We start from the raw sequence: 19,839 nt of genomic DNA, 5'->3' as shown, positions 1-19,839 counted from the left end.
GTTAGGTGAAAAGTTGAGTTTAAATTTTTTATACTTAGTCTTTTATTATTGCATTTGCCTCCAAGTTAAAATATTATAAAACCAAACTTATACAACTATGCAAATTTTAAAAAAACTACAACTTTTACTTCTTCTAAGTATTGTATTGTTAAGCTCATGTTCAAAAGAGGATGAAAATGTTCCAAGTTCAGAGAAAGATATAATTAGTTTCTCTATTGAGGGTATAGAAACTAAAATAGAAAACAATCAAATAATTGTTACACTTCCTGCAAGTAGAAATAATGCTTTATATACTCCGACCATTGTTGTTTCAGATAAAGCTAGTGTATATCCGGAGTCAGGAACAGAAGTTAACTTAGAGGAAATTACTAACTATACAGTGTATGCTGAAGATAATAGCGAAAAATCGTATGATGTTGTAATCAATAGACTTGAAGGTATACGTTCCGTAGGTGTTAATTATAAATCAAAATACGGACAGACTATAACCTGCGAAGGAGTTGTTGATGAACAGGCTAAGACTATAACCATTGATATGCCTTATGGTTCATTAGGATCAGAAAGCTTTTTCTATATTTCATTTCAGGGAGATTCGTATTCTACTTCAGTACCTAAGACTGGAGATGCTATAGATGGAGAAGGACAAACAATATTATATGATAAAGTCTCTCTTTTCAATGAAGATTATTCTAAAAAAACAGACTATAAACTGATTGTAAGAAATACAGAGGCTGAACTGATAAAGATTGATTTACCATTAAGAAGTTATGGTATATCTTATATTTCAGCAATCACAACTTATGAAAAATACAGAGAAGGATTAGAAGATAGAGATTTAGTATACTTTGTGCTTGAGGGACAGGATTTGTCAAATGTAAAACCATCTTTAGTATGTTCTAAGAATGCAACAATAAAACCTTCATCAGGAGAGTCCGTAGACTTTAGAAATATTGTGCCTTTTGAAATAACATCAGAATCTGGTTATTCTGTACAAAAGAAAGTTAAAGTCGTTGCAAAGAAAATAATAATTGTCAATGATCAAGATTATAGATCAAGTACACCTATCGAGAATGGGAATTTTATTATCTATTATGATGCAATAAGTAAAATAAAAGAGGCGAGCCTTACTAGTGTGGATACAAAACAAGTATATCCTTGTACATTGGGAGGAACTGTTCAGAAGCCAGAAGGAAGCTATTATGTGAATATAAGTACTAACTCAAATCTTGCAGAAGGTAGATATCATTTAAAAGTCGTATTGGAGAATGGAGACAAAGTTGATACAGATACATATTGTACTCCTTACAAGAGAAATTAAAGAATCATTATATATATTAAAGAAAGTCTGCTATTCAATGAATAGTAGACTTTTTTATTCTTATAAGGAGAACATCTAAATAAATATTTATCTTTAGCCTCTAAGAAAATAAAAGATAGGATCAGATATATGGATAAAATAGCGATTGTTGTTCAGCGTTATGGACTTGAAGTGAACGGAGGGGCAGAAGCTCATGCCCGTCTATTGGCAAATCATTTAAATGGGAAATATGATGTTGAGGTATTGACTACGACAGCAAAAGATTATACAAAGTGGGAAGAATACTATAATATAGGGGATGATGTTATTGAAGGAGTAAAAGTAAAACGTTTCAAAACAATAAGAAAAAAACGCAGAAGGAAGAGCTATCTTGGACGAATATTAGAGAAAGATATTAACTCGACTAAATCGAAGTCAAGATTTAAAGAACTTTATCATGGCTTGATTCAAAATATATTTTACAGAAAGATGAAGAGAAATCCTCGTCTTCTCGATGAGTGGATAATTGCTCAAGGACCTTATGTGCCGGAAATGATAGAATATATTGAGTCTAGCAAAGATAAATATGACGCTTTTATCTTTTTTACTTATTTATATTATCCAACTTATGCAGGTATGCCTAAAGTAGGACATAAAAGTATTTTTATTCCAACGGCTCATGACGAACCTTTTTTCTATTATAAGGGGATGCTAAATCTTTTTTATGCCCCTAAGTTTATAATGTTTAACAGTATAGCTGAAAAGGAGTTGGTTTCAAAAGAATATCCTCAGATAGATGAGATTGAAACTGATGTTGCCGGAGTTGGATTTGATAAGGTTAATTTCGTGGCAGATCATTTTAAACCAGATTATAGATATTTGCTCTATATTGGTCGTATAGATGCTAGTAAAGGCTGTGAAGAGCTCTTAAACTTTTTCTTTCATTGGAAAAGCCTATCCACATCTGATCTTAAATTAGTAATGATAGGAAATAATATATTGAAGAATACTCCGGTTTCTGATGATATTATTTTTACTGGATTTATAGATGAACAAGATAAATATGCTTATTTGAATAATTGTGAAGCACTCGTTATTCCATCTCGTTTCGAAAGTTTATCCATGGTAACTTTAGAAGCAATGGCTATGGGAAAACCTGTTTTGGCAACAGGATACAGTGCGGTATTAAAGAGTCATATAGAAATAAGCCAGGCTGGACTCCTCTATAAGGAAAAAGATGATTTTGTATACCAAGTAAATGAAATTCAAAATTTATCTGAGAGAGATAAAGAGATTATAGCAGAAAAAGGGAGGGAGTATGTAGAAAGTAACTATAGTTGGCCTATAGTTGTAAATAAATTTGACAAAGCAATTGATTTTATAAAAAAGACAAATGCTAGATAGGATATATAAAAAAAACAAGGTGTTTAATATTAAACACCCTGTTTTTTTATATCAATTAATATACATGGCCATCATCTTTCAGATCTTTAATATCGAAGCGTTTCTTTTCAAGAGAGTTCCATGCATAGAAAATATATGCAAGAACAAATGGAATAAGAAGAGAAACGATAGACATCACTGTAAGAGTAAACTCACTAGATGAAGAATTTTCGATAGTTAATGAACTTTGTAAATCGAAAGAAGGATAGTATGCTGTATTGTTATATCCTGTAATCAAAAGGAGCATACATACAGTCAAAACTGTTCCGACACCAGTAAACCATATACCTTTACCAAACTTAGAGTCTAGTAGCGATTTGCCAATTCCGAATAATACAAGAACAACTCCAACAAGGAATACAATTCCGACAATAGGCATTTCGATCAAGTTGAAGAAATATTTATTTGCCTCCATGTATACTTCTTTTGTATCAGGGTTTACTGCAAACCCTTCCGCTAGGAATGTCCAGATAACAAACGCAAGGAAGAATACTAGGAAAGGAGCAGCGTTGTATAGTAAGAATTTGCGAGAACGATTTACCAGAGTTTCATCTTGTAAACGGTTGATGAAGAATAGGCATGCCAAAGTTCTTGCAAGGAAGAATACAGCTAAGCCAAGTAGCCAACAACGAGGTTCTGCTAATGCTTCTAGTCCATGCCATTCACTACCCCAACGGCTAATAACAGGATTTAAAACATCAGTCATGTTTTCTTTTCCTACTGTAAAGTCAGAACCAGTAAAGAATGTAGCTAGAGCAGCACCTACAAGGAATGTTCCTAGTAAACCATTTATAAACAAGAATGATTGGTAAGTTTTCTTTCCATATAGATTCCCTGGTTTTGATTGGTATTCGTACGATACTGCTTGTAGTACAAAACAGAAAAGTATAGCCATCCAAACCCAATAAGCTCCACCAAAGCTAGTAGAATAGAATAAGGGGAATGAAGCAAAGAAAGCTCCACCAAATGTAACAAGAGTAGTAAATGTATATTCCCATTTGCGGCCTAAAGCATTTACTAATATCATGCGCTCTTTTTCGTCTTTAGCTAAAGAGAAAAGCATTGATTGTCCTCCTTGAACGAATAGCAGGAATGCAAATATTCCACCGATCAAGCAAATAAGGAACCACCAATAATGTTGTAAAAATGAATAATCCATAGTTATATCTTTTTTTAGTTAAAAAATCATGTATTAGTGTGAGTCCTCCGGACCTTTCTTTATTTGATTTAGCATAATACGAATCTCTGCAATAAGTAGAGCTGTAAATAGAGCTAAGAATAGGCAGAAGGTAATAATAACAGATTTTGCAGATAATGCAGAAACTGCGGCCTGAAGAGGTAAAACATCTTGGATAGCCCATGGTTGACGACCTATTTCAGCAACCATCCATCCTGCTTGTCCTGCGATATAAGCTAGTGGAATAGTCCATATACATACCCATAGTAACCATTTCTTGTTTTCTAAATCTTTCTTCTTGTAAACGAAGAATGCTAAAACAAGGAACAGAAGAATAAAATAACCTCCAAGATATACCATAATGTGGAATGGCCAATATACAAGACCTATACTAGGTATTAATTGATCAGGAGTTTCAAGGTAACCATACCCGAAATAAGCATAGTTATCCATTAGTGTTTTCTTATATTCAGCAGCTGCTGTTTCGTTACCATCTTTTTTAGCTTTCTTGTAGTCAGCTAAAGCTTGTATGGCTATTTTACCATTTGCTTGTTTTTGAGCAAAGGATAATGCGATCGAACCATCCGGTTCTTTATATCCTCCATCAATAATATCTTTTATACCAGGAACGTATGCGTCAAGTTCTCCGAAGCTTAACCACGAAAGACCTTTAGGTATTGAGATAGGAGGGAATAAGAAAGGATCTACATCATCATTATATGATTCTTTTGCCGGATTTGGTATTGCAAATGCTATGAGATCAACACCTTCACCTCCTTCGTATAACCCTTCCATTACAGCTAACTTCATAGGTTGCTTATCAGCTACTTGTTGAGCCGAACCATGTCCTGTCCATGCAATAAGGATAGATGCTACAAGTCCAAAAGCAACACCTACTTTCAAACTTTGTATAGCAAAAGCATGGTTTCGCTTTTTTAGTAGGTACCATGCAGCCACACCAACTACAAAAACTCCACCTAATACCCATCCGGAAAGAACCGTATGTGTAAATTTATTGATGGCCATAGGAGATAGTGCTACATCCCAAAAGTTGATCATCTCGTTACGTGTAGTGTCAGGGTTGAATTCCATTCCTACAGGATATTGCATCCAAGCATTAGCTATCAGGATCCATAGGGCAGAAATAGTTGCTCCGGCTATTGTAAGCCATGTTGCAGCTAAGTGGGCTTTTTTGCCTACACGTTTCCAACCAAAGAACATGATAGAAATAAATGTTGCTTCCATAAAGAATGCAACCGTAGCTTCGATAGCTAAAGGTGCTCCGAAGATATCACCAACAAACCAGCTGTAGTTAGACCAGTTTGTTCCGAATTGAAATTCCATGATAAGCCCTGTTGCAATACCGATCGCAAAGTTGATACCAAAGATATTCATCCAGAATTTTGCAGTTTTTTTCCACTGCTCATCACCTGTACGGACATACATTGTTTCCATGATTGCCATAACAATACCCAACCCTAAGGTTAATGGTACGAACAACCAGTGATACATTGCTGTCATTGCAAACTGGGCCCTAGACCAGTCAATTAACGATGTACTTAGTAATTCCATAAATAATAGTTTTTATATTAGTAAATATATGAGGATTAAAAATTATACTTTTCTATAATAGATTGTTGACTAACTTTTCATTAACGATGAAATTGAATGTTGGCATTTATCTTTCATATTGTCGATGTAAAATGTTAGAGAAATCTAAAAATTAATATAAATAAGTTTTTACATTAATATGTTTTATTGTATCAGTATCTAACTAGCTTATATTTTGTTTTTTTTGTTGCTGTGTGTTTTTTAAGCTTCTCCTATTGCTCCATTAATGGGAGGAAGAAAGCCTTCTGAGTTGTCCACCGAGATAGTTCCGCTTTGAGACTCAAATCTTTTGATATTATCGTTTAAGGCAAATAGTAAACGTTTGGCATGCTCAGGTGTTAATATGATTCGAGATTGTACTTTGGCTTTAGGTAAGCCTGGTAATATACGTACAAAGTCGATCACAAACTCTGATGAAGAATGAGCTATGATGGCAAGGTTTGAATATGTTCCTTGTGCAATGTCTTCAGGTAATTCTATTTGTATTTGATTATTTATTGTCTCTTTATCTTCCATATAATAGATAGTTTCTCTAAGAATTTAGTTAGCCTTTATACAAAGAAACATAATTAAAAGTTAAACTCAAAGCGAGTTTTGTATATTATATAACACAATTATACATTTTTTTTAATATTGTAAGATTTAGGTTGTTCTGCTTCTTGTGCAATGATATGGCTTTCAGATAATGGTACGTTGACTTTGTTGCGTCTTCTGTTTTTGCTGAGAACTATAATTTGGGCAATAGTGCCAATTATTCCTAAACATGGCATTATGTAGAACATTACACTGTTTCTGAATACAAAAAATACGCTAAGAGTAATCATAAACCACATAATGCTTATTGATATCAATAGTCCTTTTACCCCTAGCCCGTTGTTTACTCTGTTTAAGTATGGTCCGGTTACTCTATTGTTGAGTAATTTTTGATGTAAACGAGGGGAGCTTTTTGCAAATAGAGCAGCAGTAAGAAGGATAAAAGGAGTGGTGGGGAGTCCTGGTGTGACAATACCCATCAGTCCTAAGCTTAATGTTATTAATCCTAACCCTATTAAAATGTACCTTGTCATTTATTAAATTATTGTGTCAATCGTTCACTAATAAACAAAGTAAATAAAAAAGTTTGACATTATCCTTAGATGTAGCATTTAATGAGAAAAATAGAAAATGTGAGATGGAAAAGTTGTAAATGTTTTTATTTTTTTTCTTATAGGTTTCAGCGTGACTTAATGTGTTTCTGGTAAACGATTTTAGTCTTTAATTTTGTACTATAAAATAGAGTTTTTGTTTAGATGTGCAATTATTTATTTGTGTTTTTTAGCATAAAAATACTCTAAAAAGGCTTTTTTGTTGATTTAAAGCATTATATTTGTGCCCGATATACAAATAAATAAGACTTAAGCGTAAGTTTTCTTATTTGTTCCCAAAAGTTGGGAGGGTTTTGTTTTTATCTGTGAGGAATAGAAAATGAAATCTTAGTGGTAACCTAATGATTATTTTATGAAGTATTTGAAGTATCTCTTGATCGTAGGGGTAATCTTTATAAGTTTATCTTCTAATACGTCAAGAACTTCTAGGCTTTCGGAAGGTATTTATCCGGGAAACCTAATTCCTGATATTAAAAATTTAGAAAAAGAATCAGGAATAAAAGTTAATTTATCAGATCTAAGAGGTCGTAAGGTATTGGTGAATTTTTGGGCAGCTTATGATGCTAATTCTCATAAGAATAATGTCCTTTTTTCGAATTTAATAGAGAAAGAAGGTTACGCAGTTCAAATGTTATCCATATCCTTTGACAAGAATGAATCGGTTTTTGAAAGAACATTAGCAATGGACAAAATTGATACAGAATATCAGTTTTTGCTAAAAGACAATGCTTTAGAAGTATTTAAAAAATACCGATTGGAAAGTGGCTTTAAAAATTATTTAATTGATGAGAATGGCGTTATTATCGCCATGAACTTAAGCCCAAAAGAATTAGATCAAGTTTTAAATGAGATTTGAAAGATTTAATCAATTATTAAAAGCGTTTTATCTATAATGGATGAGACGCTTTTTTCTCTTTTATATATTGGCATCATTATTGTTTCGTATATTTGGAATGTTACAATACATATATGGCAACACAAAGAAATGTAAAACAAGATAATAAAGGGATTATAGCTAAAACATTGGATTGGGCTTATGAAAAGGCACTAGGTGGTTTAGCCGGTGTTGATTCGGCCTATGATTTAGGTAATAATTTCTTGAAACAAAAAGGCAGTCTAGAGCAGCAAGTAGATTCGCTGATTAAATGGCAGGTAGCTAAGGCTGCGACAAGCGGGTTTGTAACAGGCCTCGGAGGTCTGGCTGTTATGCCTTTGACTGTGCCAGCTAATATTGCCAGTGTTATTTATATACAGATTAGGATGATTACGGCAATTGCTTATATGGGTGGGCACGATGTTCAAGACGATCGCGTGAAATCGTTGGTCTATATAAGTATGGCCGGAAATGGAGCTAAAGAACTATTAAAAGAAGTAAGTGTAAAAGCAGGAGAAAAGCTGCTCTCGAGAATAGTGGAGAAGGTAAGCGTTAAACTTGCTAGCAAAGTAGGAGAGAAGGGAGCTGTTTCTTTGGGGAAGGCTGTTCCTGTAGTTGGAGGTGTGGTTGGCGGTTCCTTTGATGCTATTACAACAAGGATTGTGGGTAAGGTGGCTAAAAAGATCTTTATCGAAAAAGGAGGTGCGGGAAACTCCTTTTATGCCGAAGAAGTTTTTGATAAAGGAGAATCGTTAGAAGAGTAAACTTGCTTTATATAGATACAAAAGAAGCAATCTGATTTCAGATTGCTTCTTTTTATTTATGTATTATAAATTAAATACTTCCAATTAGTAACGTGCACCAACAGCTTCCCAGTCTATGATCTTCCATAGTTCAACAAGGTGGTCTGCACGACGGTTTTGATAATCTAAGTAGTACGCATGTTCCCAAACGTCAAAACCTAGAAGCGGAGTATATCCTTTTGTGATAGGGTTTCCTGCATTAGCTTCTTTAGTGATGTGAAGTTTACCTTCGCTATCTTTAGAAAGCCATACCCAACCCGAACCGAAAACAGCTGTTCCTGCTGCATTAAACTCTTTTTTGAAGTTTTCGAAAGAACCCCATTCTGCATTAATTGCATCAGCAAGTTTTCCTTTAGGTTCACCACCACCATTGGGGCTGAAAGAAAGGAAGTAAATATTGTGATTCAATGTTTGACCTGCATTGTTGAAAATAGGACCATCGCTTTCTTTTACGATAGTTTCTAGATCTGCATTTTCAAATTTAGTTCCTTGAATAAGGTTATTCAAGTTAGTGATATAAGTTTGAAGGTGTTTACCGTAATGCAATTCAATTGTTTGTTGTCCGATAACTGGTTCTAATGCGTTTGTTGCATAAGGCAACTTTGGTAATTCAAATTTCATAGTTTCTGTTTTTTTGTTGTTAATATTTGTATTTTGAGCATTTACAGTACCTATCAAGAATACTGAAAGCATTGTATAAGCAATAATTAGTTTTCTCATTTTTTTTGTCTTTCTTATCAACTATGAATTTAACAATCCTTGCGAAGAATTTGTTTAACATTTTTGTCTTTATTGTCATAAATTATTTTTAATTCCATATTGTCCTTATCTATAACTATTGATAGCTAAGTAGAAAGAAGGACGCTATAGACGTAATTATAAAGATGTGGATGACAAAAAAACTTTCGAAATTAATAACTATATTTGTTTCATATAATAGATTGATATATGATTTTTTTAGATTCATCATCCATATTATCCGAAGTTGTAGAAGAAAACCATCAATTAATCCCTGTAATAAATCGTTTTGGTATTAAGCTGGGTTTGGGAGATAGAAGTATTGGTGATATATGTAAATCTGTAGATGTTAATACGGAGTTTTTTTTGGCAATACTGAACACTTTTCTGAACGAAGACTATTTTCCTGAAAAGAAACTTCAGAAATTTGATATAGAACTTGTCGTTAAATATCTTAAGCAAACAGATGCTTATCTCGTACATGGGCAATTGTATAATCTGGAGAAACACTTAAATGCATTTCTCTCGATGAGTGATCCGAATAATACGCAATTGAAATTGATAAGACGTCTGTTTACCGAATTTAAAGATGAGTTGACAGGGCAGATTGAGCAAGGGATGGTAGATGGAGATACTCCTTTGGCTCTCCTTGCCGATTTGAAAAGCATAATAATTAAACATATCTCAGGAAACTTTAATGAGAATATGTGTTATGCTGTAATATTTACAATAGATAGTTTTCAAAAAGATCTTGAAAAAAATAATAGAATTAGAGGCAAGATTCTTAAGCCAATGATTGAAGCCTTGGGTGAGTATGAAATGGCCGATTTACAAGAGCTTATAGCAGCAAGTAATACTTTGAAAACAAATAAAAACAAAGATTTGTCCCAAAGAGAGCTTGATGTTCTTCGTTTGGTCGCTCTCGGCTTTTTGAATAAGGAGGTTGCTGATAAGCTTAATATCAGTTTGAATACAGTCCTTTCGCATCGGAAAAATATTACAGCTAAACTCGGTATTAAGACTGTTTCGGGGCTTATATTTTATTGTATGACACATGGTTACATTTCAGCCGATGAGGTTGAGTTATAAAAGATTTATAGATATAAAATGATTAAGAAAAATCGTTTTCTCTCTTTCGAGTTATTATTAGCAGTACTGCTTATTGTTGCGTTCTTTCTTCCTTGGTTAGATATGTGGGGAATCAAAGTGTCCGGGTGGGATATACCGGAACTACAGAAAAAGATGACAAAAGTGACTAACTTCTTTAAGTTTTTCTCTAAGAAGGATTGGATATATTCAACACATGTTGTTTATCTAATTCCAGTGTTAAGTTCCCTTGTTATTCTTTTCTGGCTTTTCCTAAGAGTTCGTTTTGCTAGAATATTGTTAATGATAACAGGAGTATTTAGCGCAATCGTAACCGTTAACCTGTTCTATAAATTGCCAAAGGCAGGAAAAGGTGTTTATCTTCTGGCTGCAACGACAATTGTTATTATTATTTATTCTATAATAATTTTTAGGCGAAAGAAGAAAGTAGAGGAGATACTTCCTGAAGAATTAGATGTAATTGAAGAAGAAATTGATATTTTGAATGGTTCAAATTCTTAGATAGAAAAAGAAAGAAGCAATTTGCTTCTCTCTTTTTTGTAATATCAATAGACGTTTTACTTTCTATTCGGGTTTAGTTTATCTTCTAGCATTTTGATGTAATAACCACCAACAACAGATCTCGCTTGAAATCCTCTTTGGTTAGGCTTATCTGTGAATACCCAGTCAGACATAGGAACACGATCGACAGTTTCGTTCATAAATAAATGCACAGGGTCGATGAATTTCTCAAAAGTAGCTTTATCATCAGCTAATGTTGCAGTCCATATGATCCAGTCAGTTTTAGTATAAGTCTCACGATTGTCGAGAGGAAGACCATATTTGTTTTGCTTAGTCAAGTAATAAGCTAGTTCTTTTTGTGCTACTTCAGCAGGGAAGATGCCTAGATTTAGTACCTTGTTCCATATCAGATTGTATTTTTGACTCCATGTTCCCAGTTTGTCAAAGGTTAAGCGGTAATGATCCCCATCATCAGCCATTTTCATCCACTCTTGTGCCATCTCTTTAGCCTTTGCAGTATATTTCTCTGCAATATCTTTTTGACCTAACATGTCGGCTAAGTATCCATAAGATGCTACACCCATAATCGCTTTTACTGATAGGTTCACATTGTGAGCAAAATGTCCTGCAAAGTCATCAGTGCAAAGTTGATTTTCAGGATCAAGTCCTTTTTCTACAAGATAATCAGCCCAAGTAGTTAATGTTTTCCAGTGCTTTTTTGCATAGTTAGCATTTCCCTCTATCCTAGCAATAGCAGCAGTTAAGGCTAGCATGTTTCCAGCCTCTTCTACAGGCATATCTCCTCCGTATGTTTGTCCGTTAGCCAGAGGGTAAGTACCTACGTCATGAGCAGGGAATGGTTTTACCCATTTACCACTTTCACTATAATAGAATATGTGATTTAATAGACCTTTGGCTAATTCCGGATTATAGTACAAAAATAGTGGGGCTGAAGGATATGTAACATCTACAGTCCCAATAGACCCATTACTGAAATTCTCTTTCGATAAAAAAGCAAGATCGCCGTTAGGGGTTTCTACCAACTTGTGAGCAGAAATAGCTTGACGGTATGCTAAAGCACAAAGTTCTGCATAGTTCTTGCCTCCCGATTGAATAGCAATTTCCATCAAGTTTTTATCAAACTGATAACATCTTTCTATGAGTTGGTCATATTCTTGATTTGCTTTTTTGAAAATGTCAACAATATTTTGATCCCCTTTTCTGTTCCAATAAGGGCGCAGATTTTCTCCAAAGTACTGAATAGAATAGATATCATCATATCCTAACATGATTTTACCTGAGGCATTGTTCACATTTCCGAGAGAACGTGTTAGAGCCAGTTTGTCTCCACTATTTTCACTTTTGTTTAAAGATTCAGTTTTAGTTCCTTCAACAAAGTCTGTTCTTAATGCTTCGCTTTGTCCAATGCTGCAATATGTGTTCTCTTTTTCAGCTGCTAAATAAAAATAACCCCAGTCTATACGAACATTATCCCCACTTTTACCTAAAATTGTTTGTTCTTTGCTACCTGTCTTTAAGAATACCATATCATCATCTTGGAAGCCTTCAAGAACAGCTTCTTGCAATGGCTTATCCAAAGCCCAAGCCGGAGAAGCTTCAAAATATAGATCTACATCATGATTCTTTGCATCGTTAGATGTAACTTCATAGCTTATATAGTTTACTGGGCGTGAAATAAGGTCTAAGTCATCCATAAATAATGGCGCAGAAAAAGTGACTTTCAAATCTACCTCTCCGCATGTAAATACATAATGAGTTTGAGTTGCTTGCACATCTACTGATTTTGTACAGCTGTATTTACTAAGAGTTCTTTATGTTCAGTTTCTCTTACGATGCCAAAGTCGAATAAAGCAATTCCTCCACGGTCGTGACAGAATCCTGAGATGATATTCTCTCCTTTCTTCAATGTAGCTAACACCTCATCCGATAGAGGTAGGAGAGCATTCTTTTTGCAAGCATTTCCTGTGTTCACAACTTCTATTCCATTGATGTATATGATAGCATCATCGTCATGTGAATATTCTAAGAAAACTTTTTTACCAACTAAATCTTCTTCTAAGTTAATTGTACGTCTTACCCAGATAAATTCGGTATTCCATGTCGTTTTTGCTGTAGGTTCTTCAGGTATTGAACCAAATGAAGCAGAACCTTCTTGCCAGTTGCTGTCGTTAAAGTCTTTGCTAAACCAGTCTCCTGACGGTTTGGTTGTAGTAAACTTGCCTGTCCATCCTCCTTGTTCAGAAGTTGGAGCAACAGCAATCATAGGTATGTCTTCTGTCCCCATGAAGCGATACACTTGATTATCTACCTTTACAGCCCCGATGAGAGGGAAATTTTTACCTGTCCAATGCTTTACTGATTCATCATATAGCTTGTCGGTAAAGGACCAACCACTAGTGTAGGGATCAATTGTGATTAGAGGGTATGCTGGTGCCCGTAAATCACTTTTAATTACTTCATGATTTTGTTTTCCACTCTTACAGCCAGCCAATAATACTAAGCAGAAGAAAAGAAGCATTGATTTTTTCATCATTCGTTTAATTGTTTAATTAGTATTTATATTAGAATTACTACTCTCTAGTTGTTGCTTTCTGGTATAATATATGGACATAATCTTACATCCCAAGCCTATTTGACTTAGTTTTATTATCTGTAAAATTCGGCTATTTTAATAACATACTAGGGAAAATACTATTCAATAAACAGTAAAAAATGCTCAGAATGCTAAAAATAGAAAGACTTTGTTCTGATGTTATTCCCTTTGATGTATATTTGAGTATATAACTTTAGCTTATCTGTTTTATTTTATCTAAATCGGAACTGAGTAAAATCTCTAAATTTTCCGTTATTTTCTCTGCAGACCAGTCCCACCATTTAAGTTTTTGTAGATAGTCTATAAGATCATCTTCAAAACGTTTCTTTATAATTCTTATAGGGTTTCCTCCGGCAATATGGTATGCCGGAATATCTTTTGATACTGTTGAATTTGCCGCGATAATTGCTCCGTTTCCTATTTTAATACCAGGCATGATTGTAACATTTTGGCCTATCCATACATCATTTCCGACAATAGTATCGCCTTTTATTGGTAAATCTTCTATAGATGGTGTAGTCTTTTCCCATCCATGTCCCATTATATTGAATGGATATGTTGTTATTGCATTCATCTTATGATTAGCTCCATTCATAATGAATTCAATGCCTCGTCCTATTGCACAAAATTTACCAATGATAAGCTTATCTTCTATAAAATCGTAATGATGAGTTACATGTTCCTCAAAGTTTTCGGCTCCATCTTCATCATCATAATAAGTATATTCGCCAATGATGATATTGGGGTTTTTAATAACATTTTTAATAAAGCAAACCTGCTTTATCTTTTCATTTGGATAAATCGAGTCTGGTGTTGGTCCATACATACCTTAGCCCTTTCGTTTGTTTAGTTAATAAAGATATTTATTAAAATACAATGTCGAATTGATCAAATGCTTCGGTGCGCTTAGCTAAATGCTTTGTTGATGGTGAAATACCGAAAAGAGGGGAGTAAGTTCTTACTTTTATTGTTTTTCCATCCGGCATAAATTCTAGGATGCGTAACCAGCCATCACCACCATTTCCTTCCCATCCTCCACCTAGAGTTTGAACATTAAACATCATTTGATAAGCTTTCTTTCGGTTTGCCTTCTCGTCTGTTCGGAAAGAAACATTGTCTTCAAACTTTTGATTGCCATCACCAGTGTGCCCACATATAACCAATTCTATATTAGGAGATTTATTTATAAGCTTTTCCCAGATGTCTTTTCCTGCATTTCCGGGGCTTAGAGGGTAGTTGTCTTTTTCTATCCATTTTGCCTCAGGGCCGTTAGTTAGATAGCCGTGAGTCATAAATATAACTTTATGGTTTATATACTTGTCTGAAGAAACAAGATCCAAAGCCCATTGTAGAACTTCGTCTCGAGGGTGAAATTCGGATGTAATAACTAATAATTTCCCCCAATTTGGATCTTCAAATTCAAAAGCAGCATTCTCTATAGAGGATTTTTGGTTGCGGTTTGGGTAATTAGATATGCAGGTATTGCGCCAAGTAGAGTTTCTTTCGAAAGGGAAATAGTCAGGAAAGTTTGTTATTCCATTCTCTGAGTGTTTGTAGCCATAGTCGTGGTTTCCGCAAGAAATTATATATGGCACTTTATTGTCTAAACGTTTGAATGCCTGAGAACTTGCTTCCCACATTTCTTTACTGGTCTGATTTAGCATTGCTCTGTTAAGTACAATGTTTTCATTTTGCTCAACGAGGTCTCCTGTACATAGGACGGCTTTAATATTTAGATTTTCAATATTATCGGCTATCCAAGATGTGCATAAATCAAATATTGCCTGATTTATATCGTATTTTACATATCCTTGAGGGTCACCTAAGAGTATCATCGAAAAGGAGCTCTCATTATCTAATTTTTGCTGATCAGCTCTGTGTTGAGCTTTAAGGATTGGAGTGGTAAATAGTAATAAGCTCAATAATAAGGTGTTGATTGATTTTTTTCTGTGCTTTTTCATAGATAAGGTATTTTTATTCAGTTTTCTGATGTTTTTTCAAAAGTAATGAATTTTGAATATATAAGGATATGAAAAACAGAAGATATCTTAATTGCTATGTTGATTTTCTATCACTTTGATCTTAGGATTGGATAGAATAACTAGTAATTTATCCAACAAATATTATCTTTACCTGTTCATTAAAAGTTTATAAAGATGACAGATCAAGAAAAATATGACAAGATATTCGAAGCCAATAAACAGTGGATTGAGAAAAATAAAGTAGATAATCCAGGACTGTTTAAATTATTGGTTGCTGATCAACATCCTGATTTTCTATATATTGGATGCTCGGATAGTAGAGTGCATCCTAATCAAGTAATGGGTTTGAAACCTGGGGAGGTTTTTATTCATCGTAACATTGCCAATATGGTGATAGCTACAGATTTGAACGCTCTTTCTGTAATCAATTATGCCGTAGAATATCTGAAGGTTAAATTTATAATAGTTTGCGGACACTATGGTTGTGGCGGTGTAAAAGCAGCTATGGAGCATTTAGATTATGGTATACTTAACCCCTGGTTGCGCTCTATTCGTGATGTGTATCGTCTCCATCAAGATGAATTAGACATTATTGAGGATGAAGAAGCCAGACTTCGTCGTCTTGTGGAAATAAACACTTATGAACAATGTCTCAATGTGATAAAGACGACAGAAGTTCAACGGTCTTTTCACGAGAATGGCTATCCAAGAGTTGCAGGATGGGTATTTGATATAAATGATGCTCAGCTGCATGATCTCCGTATTGATTTTGAAGGAGAACTAAAGAAAATTAAAAAGACATACAATATTACAGGAAAGGCAAGTAAATAGACTGTTTGTGGATTATATTTATGCCTCTGCTTAAGTAGAAGAATCGTTATAGATAATTTGTCGAAATAATATGATACTCGCTTTTGATACTTACTATACAGAAAATAGAGCGAAGACAGTTTGTGTTATATTTGCAGACTGGAGCGATGACTCAATTTCTGATTTCTTTTCAGAAATCAAAGAAAATGTAGAAGAATATCCGCCAGGAGAATTTTATCGGAGGGAGTTGCCTTGTATTTTGAGTCTCTTGCAAAAAATGAATCTGAATCAAAGTGATATCGAATGTATTATAGTAGACGGATATGTGTTTTTGGATGATAATAATAGGTTAGGATTAGGAGGGCATCTCTACAAAGCATTGGGAGAGAAAATTCCTATAATAGGGGTTGCTAAAACAAATTTTGCATCTATTGTCGAAAATAAAAGATCCTTATTGCGAGGTAAAAGCTCCAATCCTCTATATATTACGACTGTTGGGTTAGATCTGGATGTCGCAACAAGGAATATTGAGCGTATGAGTGGCGCTTATCGGTTTCCTGCTTTATTAAAAGAACTAGATAAATTAACAAGACTAGAATAATCTTTTTAGTTGCTGTTTTTATTTATAGTTGGAGAAATGACTATGATAACTGTTGTCTTTGAAACATGAATTTAAAAAAAATACATATAATGAAAAATTGTCCAAATTGTAATGCTGGTATTGAAGAAGGTTTTGAGTTTTGCCCAAAATGAAATTATAGAGATCAGCGAGATGTCAGAAATAGAGCGAAATATCAACTGTCTTAGATGTGATATTAAACTAATATATTCTGGTAATTATAAGTTTCATGAGGGTACTAAATACGGTCTTTTAGGAAACCTGTTAGAAGCTTTTGTTAACCGAGAGAGTTTTGATATTTATATTTGTCCAAAATGCTGGAAAGCTGAGCTTTATATTCCTCAATAGTATAAGGGGATGGTGATTTAGAATAATTTATTGTGATTTGGTAATAAATACAGTGACTTACAAAAGTTGAAATCATGAGCTACGATATTCATGTATATAGAAAAGAAGTTAAGGAAATGGAGCAACTGTCAGTAGATAGAGATTTTTTTGAGAAAAAAGAAAATTTGCTTCCTTTCACAGATAAACAAAAAGAATATTTAATTTCTCGTCTTTTGAAGTACAAATATATTATCGATAGAGAAGGTGAGTATGGGATTCATTTCAAATTCAGCGAAGATGAGGGCATCAATGTATTGCTCTCTGACTATGCTCTATATTTCTCATCAACAGGAGAAGGTATATTTGAAATAAACATGACTGCTTCAGAATTTACTGATACAGGGGGATTTGCTAAGTATGACCCTCAAAATAATGGATGGGAAGAATTATAAAGTCATTTATTTTTTTAGTAGATTTTCAAAAAATATCACTTATGAAAAGAATATTTATCACCTCTATTCTAATTTTTGTAAACTTATACTCTTATGCTCAATATGAGCTAACTAAGGATTCTGTACAAAATAAATATTTGATTAGTAAGTTGGACAGCATGGGAATCAATGACAGTTATCTCCTCAACAAATATGAAGCAGAATACTTCAATATATTATTTGGAAGAGAGCGCGGAAACTTTGATTTTACAAATAAGAAGGTTGCCTTTTTTATATCTTCTGGGCATATGGAAAGCAAGAAAGATTATTTTGAGAGTGAAAAAGGCCGATTTTCAAGAAACGAATCAAATACTTCTGCAAACATTGTTTTATTCAATGAAGAGCAGAAGTCCCAAAATGGAGGATATGATGCAGTTATCTATTATTGGTCTAAATTCCTGCGAGATGCGAATTTTTATATGAAAATATTGAAAAAGAAAGCATCTAGCAAAAATAAATGAATCAATTGATAAACAAAAAAGCAACCTCATTTGAGATTGCTTTTCTTTCTAGTTGCGGAAGCCGGATTCGAACCGACGACCTCCAGGTTATGAGCCTGGCGAGCTACCACTGCTCCATCCCGCGATATAACGAGTGCAAAAGTATGAAATTTAATATTACAATCCAAATAAAAAGAGGATAAAATTAGTATTTATTTTATCCTCTTTTTATTATAGATTGATTAGTAGATTGTTGTCGGTAGTGGGGTTACCAATTATAATACAAGCCAAAACCTAGCCGTTGGTAATATGAAAGATATCTTGCCCATCTATCTGTAGATTGATTTCTTCCTCCTACAGCATCATCAAATTTTAAATAAAAATATAGAGAAGTCGTAAAATAACTATTTAACTTGAAGTTTAAAGAGTTTTCCCATTCCATATATACTCTGTCATAATTGGTGAAATAGTGTACTCTAGATGTGAAATTAGTATATCTATTACGGCTATAAGACATATTTATATTGAAGGTAGAACCATAATCAAGTTTAGAACTGTAACCTTCTTCTATACCAAATTGCCCTACATTAACTTCGTCACTTCTAACATTCTTATAATTCAAAGATAATACAGGAAGATTGATACTTATATTAAACTTTCTATATTTGTCTATTTTAGAAACGATTTCTTTATTATATGTCATACCTACTCCGAGATTTAACTCAAAAGGAGAAAGAAAAGCTCTTTGACGTGTATCCCCACTAAATTTATTAAAAAGAGGAGTCTTTAGTTCCAAGTTGGATGAATACGACCAGTTCTTGAAAGCTTCTATACCAAATGTGCTATATGTTCTCAAAAGATCATCTAAAACATTAATATCTTTTCTTTTGGAGTCATCTTCTTCTTTAGGCTTCATTCGTTGAAGACTTAAACGCCATTCGATAAGATTGTTCCAATATACTTTTTGTTTTTTATAATTTAAATTGATCTTATGTTCACTGTAGAGATTGAAATTATTATCTCCAGGCCAATGTTCCGAAAAATTATGTTGACTCAAGTCTAATCTATGCGATCCATTTTTTATCCAATAGATTGATTTTATGCTTGTTTTCTCGATGTTAGGAGCCGCAATATCAATGGTATTATCGGCCGAAAGCAATTCTTCGAAAGGACTTTTCTTTTTAACAATATCTTGTTTTATAACAGGACCTTCTCCAAATTCAAGCGCATTAAGTTTTACTTTCTGCGGATTGGCCATGTAATATTTGCGTCGTATATTTTGGATCTGATCGACTTTTTCTAAATCTTTTTCAAAAGTTTGGTCGGGAGATATTAAACGGAATTCATTATTGCGCTTAACACTATCTTTCTTTTCAAATTTAAGATCAGAAGGGATGATCTTACCATCAAATACTACGGGAAGGAAAGCTGGCTCAAGTATAACTGTATCTCTGAAAGATACATTCGCATCAAATGGAGTCCACTCGTGATCAAAAAGCAATAAGCCATTTTCATCACGAAGGGGTTTCATACTCTCTTCTAGTATATCGTTGAGGTAAGCTGTATCAATTACCAATGGAGCAGAAAAACCTTTAGTTGTATCTTTTGTAGATATTTTCTTCAGTTTAGCATCAATGTTTGTTATCTTATTTAACAAGCTGTCTCCTTTAGCCCTTGTAGTATCTATCTCTTGGGCATTCAGGGATATGATGCATATAGTGAAAAGTACAAAAAGGCTGAAATAGGATTTTATTATTCTCATTCCGTTTAACCTTGTTTTATGTGAAAAAACACGAGTCAGTCTTTTATTCTGAAATACAAATTTAGCAATAAAATCTAAAAAAACATTTTAAATTGTAT

At 33.8% G+C, this 19,839-nt stretch carries 18 protein-coding genes, 1 tRNA gene and 1 pseudogene; 10 read left to right on the top strand and 10 right to left on the bottom strand.

What is annotated here, in order from left to right:
- The first annotated feature begins 97 nt into the window (after positions 1–97).
- Both DHU68_RS08075 and DHU68_RS08070 read left to right on the top strand, forming a co-directional pair.
- Entirely contained in the window at positions 98–1,318 is a 1,221-nt protein-coding gene (locus tag DHU68_RS08075) for a hypothetical protein (RefSeq protein ID WP_108822461.1), read from the top strand.
- 129 nt (positions 1,319–1,447) lie between these two features.
- Positions 1,448–2,701: a glycosyltransferase family 4 protein gene (locus tag DHU68_RS08070; RefSeq protein ID WP_108822460.1), complete on the top strand. Its 1,254-nt coding sequence runs from the start codon at positions 1,448–1,450 to the stop codon at positions 2,699–2,701.
- Between the two features lie 55 nt (positions 2,702–2,756).
- Here DHU68_RS08070 and cydB read toward each other — a convergent pair whose 3' ends face one another.
- The 4 genes from cydB to DHU68_RS08050 all read right to left on the bottom strand — a co-directional run bounded on the left by cydB (position 2,757) and on the right by DHU68_RS08050 (position 6,595).
- Positions 2,757–3,899, bottom strand: a complete 1,143-nt coding sequence (gene cydB / locus DHU68_RS08065; RefSeq protein WP_108822459.1) for a cytochrome d ubiquinol oxidase subunit II — start codon at positions 3,897–3,899, stop codon at positions 2,757–2,759.
- Positions 3,900–3,932: 33 nt separating this feature from the next.
- A complete protein-coding gene (locus tag DHU68_RS08060) occupies positions 3,933–5,489 on the bottom strand; it encodes a cytochrome ubiquinol oxidase subunit I (RefSeq protein WP_108822458.1) in 1,557 nt (518 codons plus the stop codon).
- Between the two features lie 240 nt (positions 5,490–5,729).
- The gene (locus DHU68_RS08055; protein WP_108822457.1) at positions 5,730–6,044 is read right to left on the bottom strand and encodes a DUF3467 domain-containing protein; all 315 of its coding nucleotides are present in this window, start codon (positions 6,042–6,044) and stop codon (positions 5,730–5,732) included.
- Positions 6,045–6,142: 98 nt separating this feature from the next.
- Positions 6,143–6,595 carry a YbaN family protein gene (locus tag DHU68_RS08050; protein ID WP_108822456.1) on the bottom strand — a complete coding sequence of 151 codons (453 nt, stop codon included), beginning with the start codon at positions 6,593–6,595 and terminating at the stop codon, positions 6,143–6,145.
- A 430-nt stretch (positions 6,596–7,025) separates the two neighbouring features.
- Between DHU68_RS08050 and DHU68_RS08045 the strand changes: the two genes are divergently transcribed.
- A complete protein-coding gene (locus tag DHU68_RS08045; protein WP_108822455.1) occupies positions 7,026–7,529 on the top strand; it encodes a peroxiredoxin in 504 nt (167 codons plus the stop codon).
- 113 nt (positions 7,530–7,642) lie between these two features.
- Complete coding sequence (locus DHU68_RS08040; protein ID WP_108822454.1) at positions 7,643–8,311, top strand: EcsC family protein; 669 nt, start codon at positions 7,643–7,645, stop codon at positions 8,309–8,311.
- Positions 8,312–8,395: 84 nt separating this feature from the next.
- Here DHU68_RS08040 and DHU68_RS08035 read toward each other — a convergent pair whose 3' ends face one another.
- Positions 8,396–8,971 carry a superoxide dismutase gene (locus DHU68_RS08035; protein ID WP_185117500.1) on the bottom strand — a complete coding sequence of 192 codons (576 nt, stop codon included), beginning with the start codon at positions 8,969–8,971 and terminating at the stop codon, positions 8,396–8,398.
- Between the two features lie 327 nt (positions 8,972–9,298).
- Here DHU68_RS08035 and DHU68_RS08030 point away from each other — a divergent pair, with 327 nt between their 5' ends.
- The gene (locus DHU68_RS08030) at positions 9,299–10,177 is read left to right on the top strand and encodes a LuxR C-terminal-related transcriptional regulator (protein WP_108822453.1); all 879 of its coding nucleotides are present in this window, start codon (positions 9,299–9,301) and stop codon (positions 10,175–10,177) included.
- Between the two features lie 18 nt (positions 10,178–10,195).
- Positions 10,196–10,696: a hypothetical protein gene (locus DHU68_RS08025; RefSeq protein WP_108822452.1), complete on the top strand. Its 501-nt coding sequence runs from the start codon at positions 10,196–10,198 to the stop codon at positions 10,694–10,696.
- Between the two features lie 56 nt (positions 10,697–10,752).
- Here DHU68_RS08025 and DHU68_RS08020 read toward each other — a convergent pair.
- The 3 genes and pseudogenes from DHU68_RS08020 to DHU68_RS08010 form a co-directional block, all read right to left on the bottom strand.
- Positions 10,753–13,247: pseudogene (locus DHU68_RS08020) on the bottom strand (glutaminase domain-containing protein).
- Positions 13,248–13,503: 256 nt separating this feature from the next.
- Positions 13,504–14,136, bottom strand: a complete 633-nt coding sequence (locus DHU68_RS08015; RefSeq protein ID WP_108822451.1) for a Vat family streptogramin A O-acetyltransferase — start codon at positions 14,134–14,136, stop codon at positions 13,504–13,506.
- A gap of 40 nt (positions 14,137–14,176) precedes the next feature.
- Positions 14,177–15,271, bottom strand: coding sequence for a metallophosphoesterase (locus DHU68_RS08010; protein WP_108822450.1), 1,095 nt, complete (start codon positions 15,269–15,271; stop codon positions 14,177–14,179).
- A gap of 195 nt (positions 15,272–15,466) precedes the next feature.
- Here DHU68_RS08010 and DHU68_RS08005 point away from each other — a divergent pair, with 195 nt between their 5' ends.
- From DHU68_RS08005 to DHU68_RS07985, 4 genes are all read left to right on the top strand, one after another.
- Positions 15,467–16,123: a carbonic anhydrase gene (locus DHU68_RS08005; RefSeq protein ID WP_108822449.1), complete on the top strand. Its 657-nt coding sequence runs from the start codon at positions 15,467–15,469 to the stop codon at positions 16,121–16,123.
- A 70-nt stretch (positions 16,124–16,193) separates the two neighbouring features.
- A complete protein-coding gene (locus tag DHU68_RS08000) occupies positions 16,194–16,703 on the top strand; it encodes an endonuclease V (RefSeq protein WP_108822448.1) in 510 nt (169 codons plus the stop codon).
- 440 nt (positions 16,704–17,143) lie between these two features.
- Positions 17,144–17,500: a hypothetical protein gene (locus tag DHU68_RS07990; RefSeq protein WP_108822447.1), complete on the top strand. Its 357-nt coding sequence runs from the start codon at positions 17,144–17,146 to the stop codon at positions 17,498–17,500.
- Positions 17,501–17,541: 41 nt separating this feature from the next.
- Positions 17,542–18,000, top strand: a complete 459-nt coding sequence (locus tag DHU68_RS07985) for a hypothetical protein (RefSeq protein WP_160111104.1) — start codon at positions 17,542–17,544, stop codon at positions 17,998–18,000.
- A 52-nt stretch (positions 18,001–18,052) separates the two neighbouring features.
- Here DHU68_RS07985 and DHU68_RS07980 read toward each other — a convergent pair.
- Both DHU68_RS07980 and DHU68_RS07975 read right to left on the bottom strand, forming a co-directional pair.
- A tRNA-Met gene (locus DHU68_RS07980) sits at positions 18,053–18,124 on the bottom strand.
- Positions 18,125–18,247: 123 nt separating this feature from the next.
- The gene (locus DHU68_RS07975) at positions 18,248–19,741 is read right to left on the bottom strand and encodes a DUF3078 domain-containing protein (RefSeq protein WP_108822445.1); all 1,494 of its coding nucleotides are present in this window, start codon (positions 19,739–19,741) and stop codon (positions 18,248–18,250) included.
- Positions 19,742–19,839: the final 98 nt, after the last annotated feature.

Source organism: Dysgonomonas sp. Marseille-P4361, assembly GCF_900343125.1.
In the GTDB taxonomy this organism is placed as follows: domain Bacteria; phylum Bacteroidota; class Bacteroidia; order Bacteroidales; family Dysgonomonadaceae; genus Dysgonomonas.
Note: the sequence above shows the minus strand (reverse complement) of the source record. Positions and strands in the feature narration are given on the sequence as shown.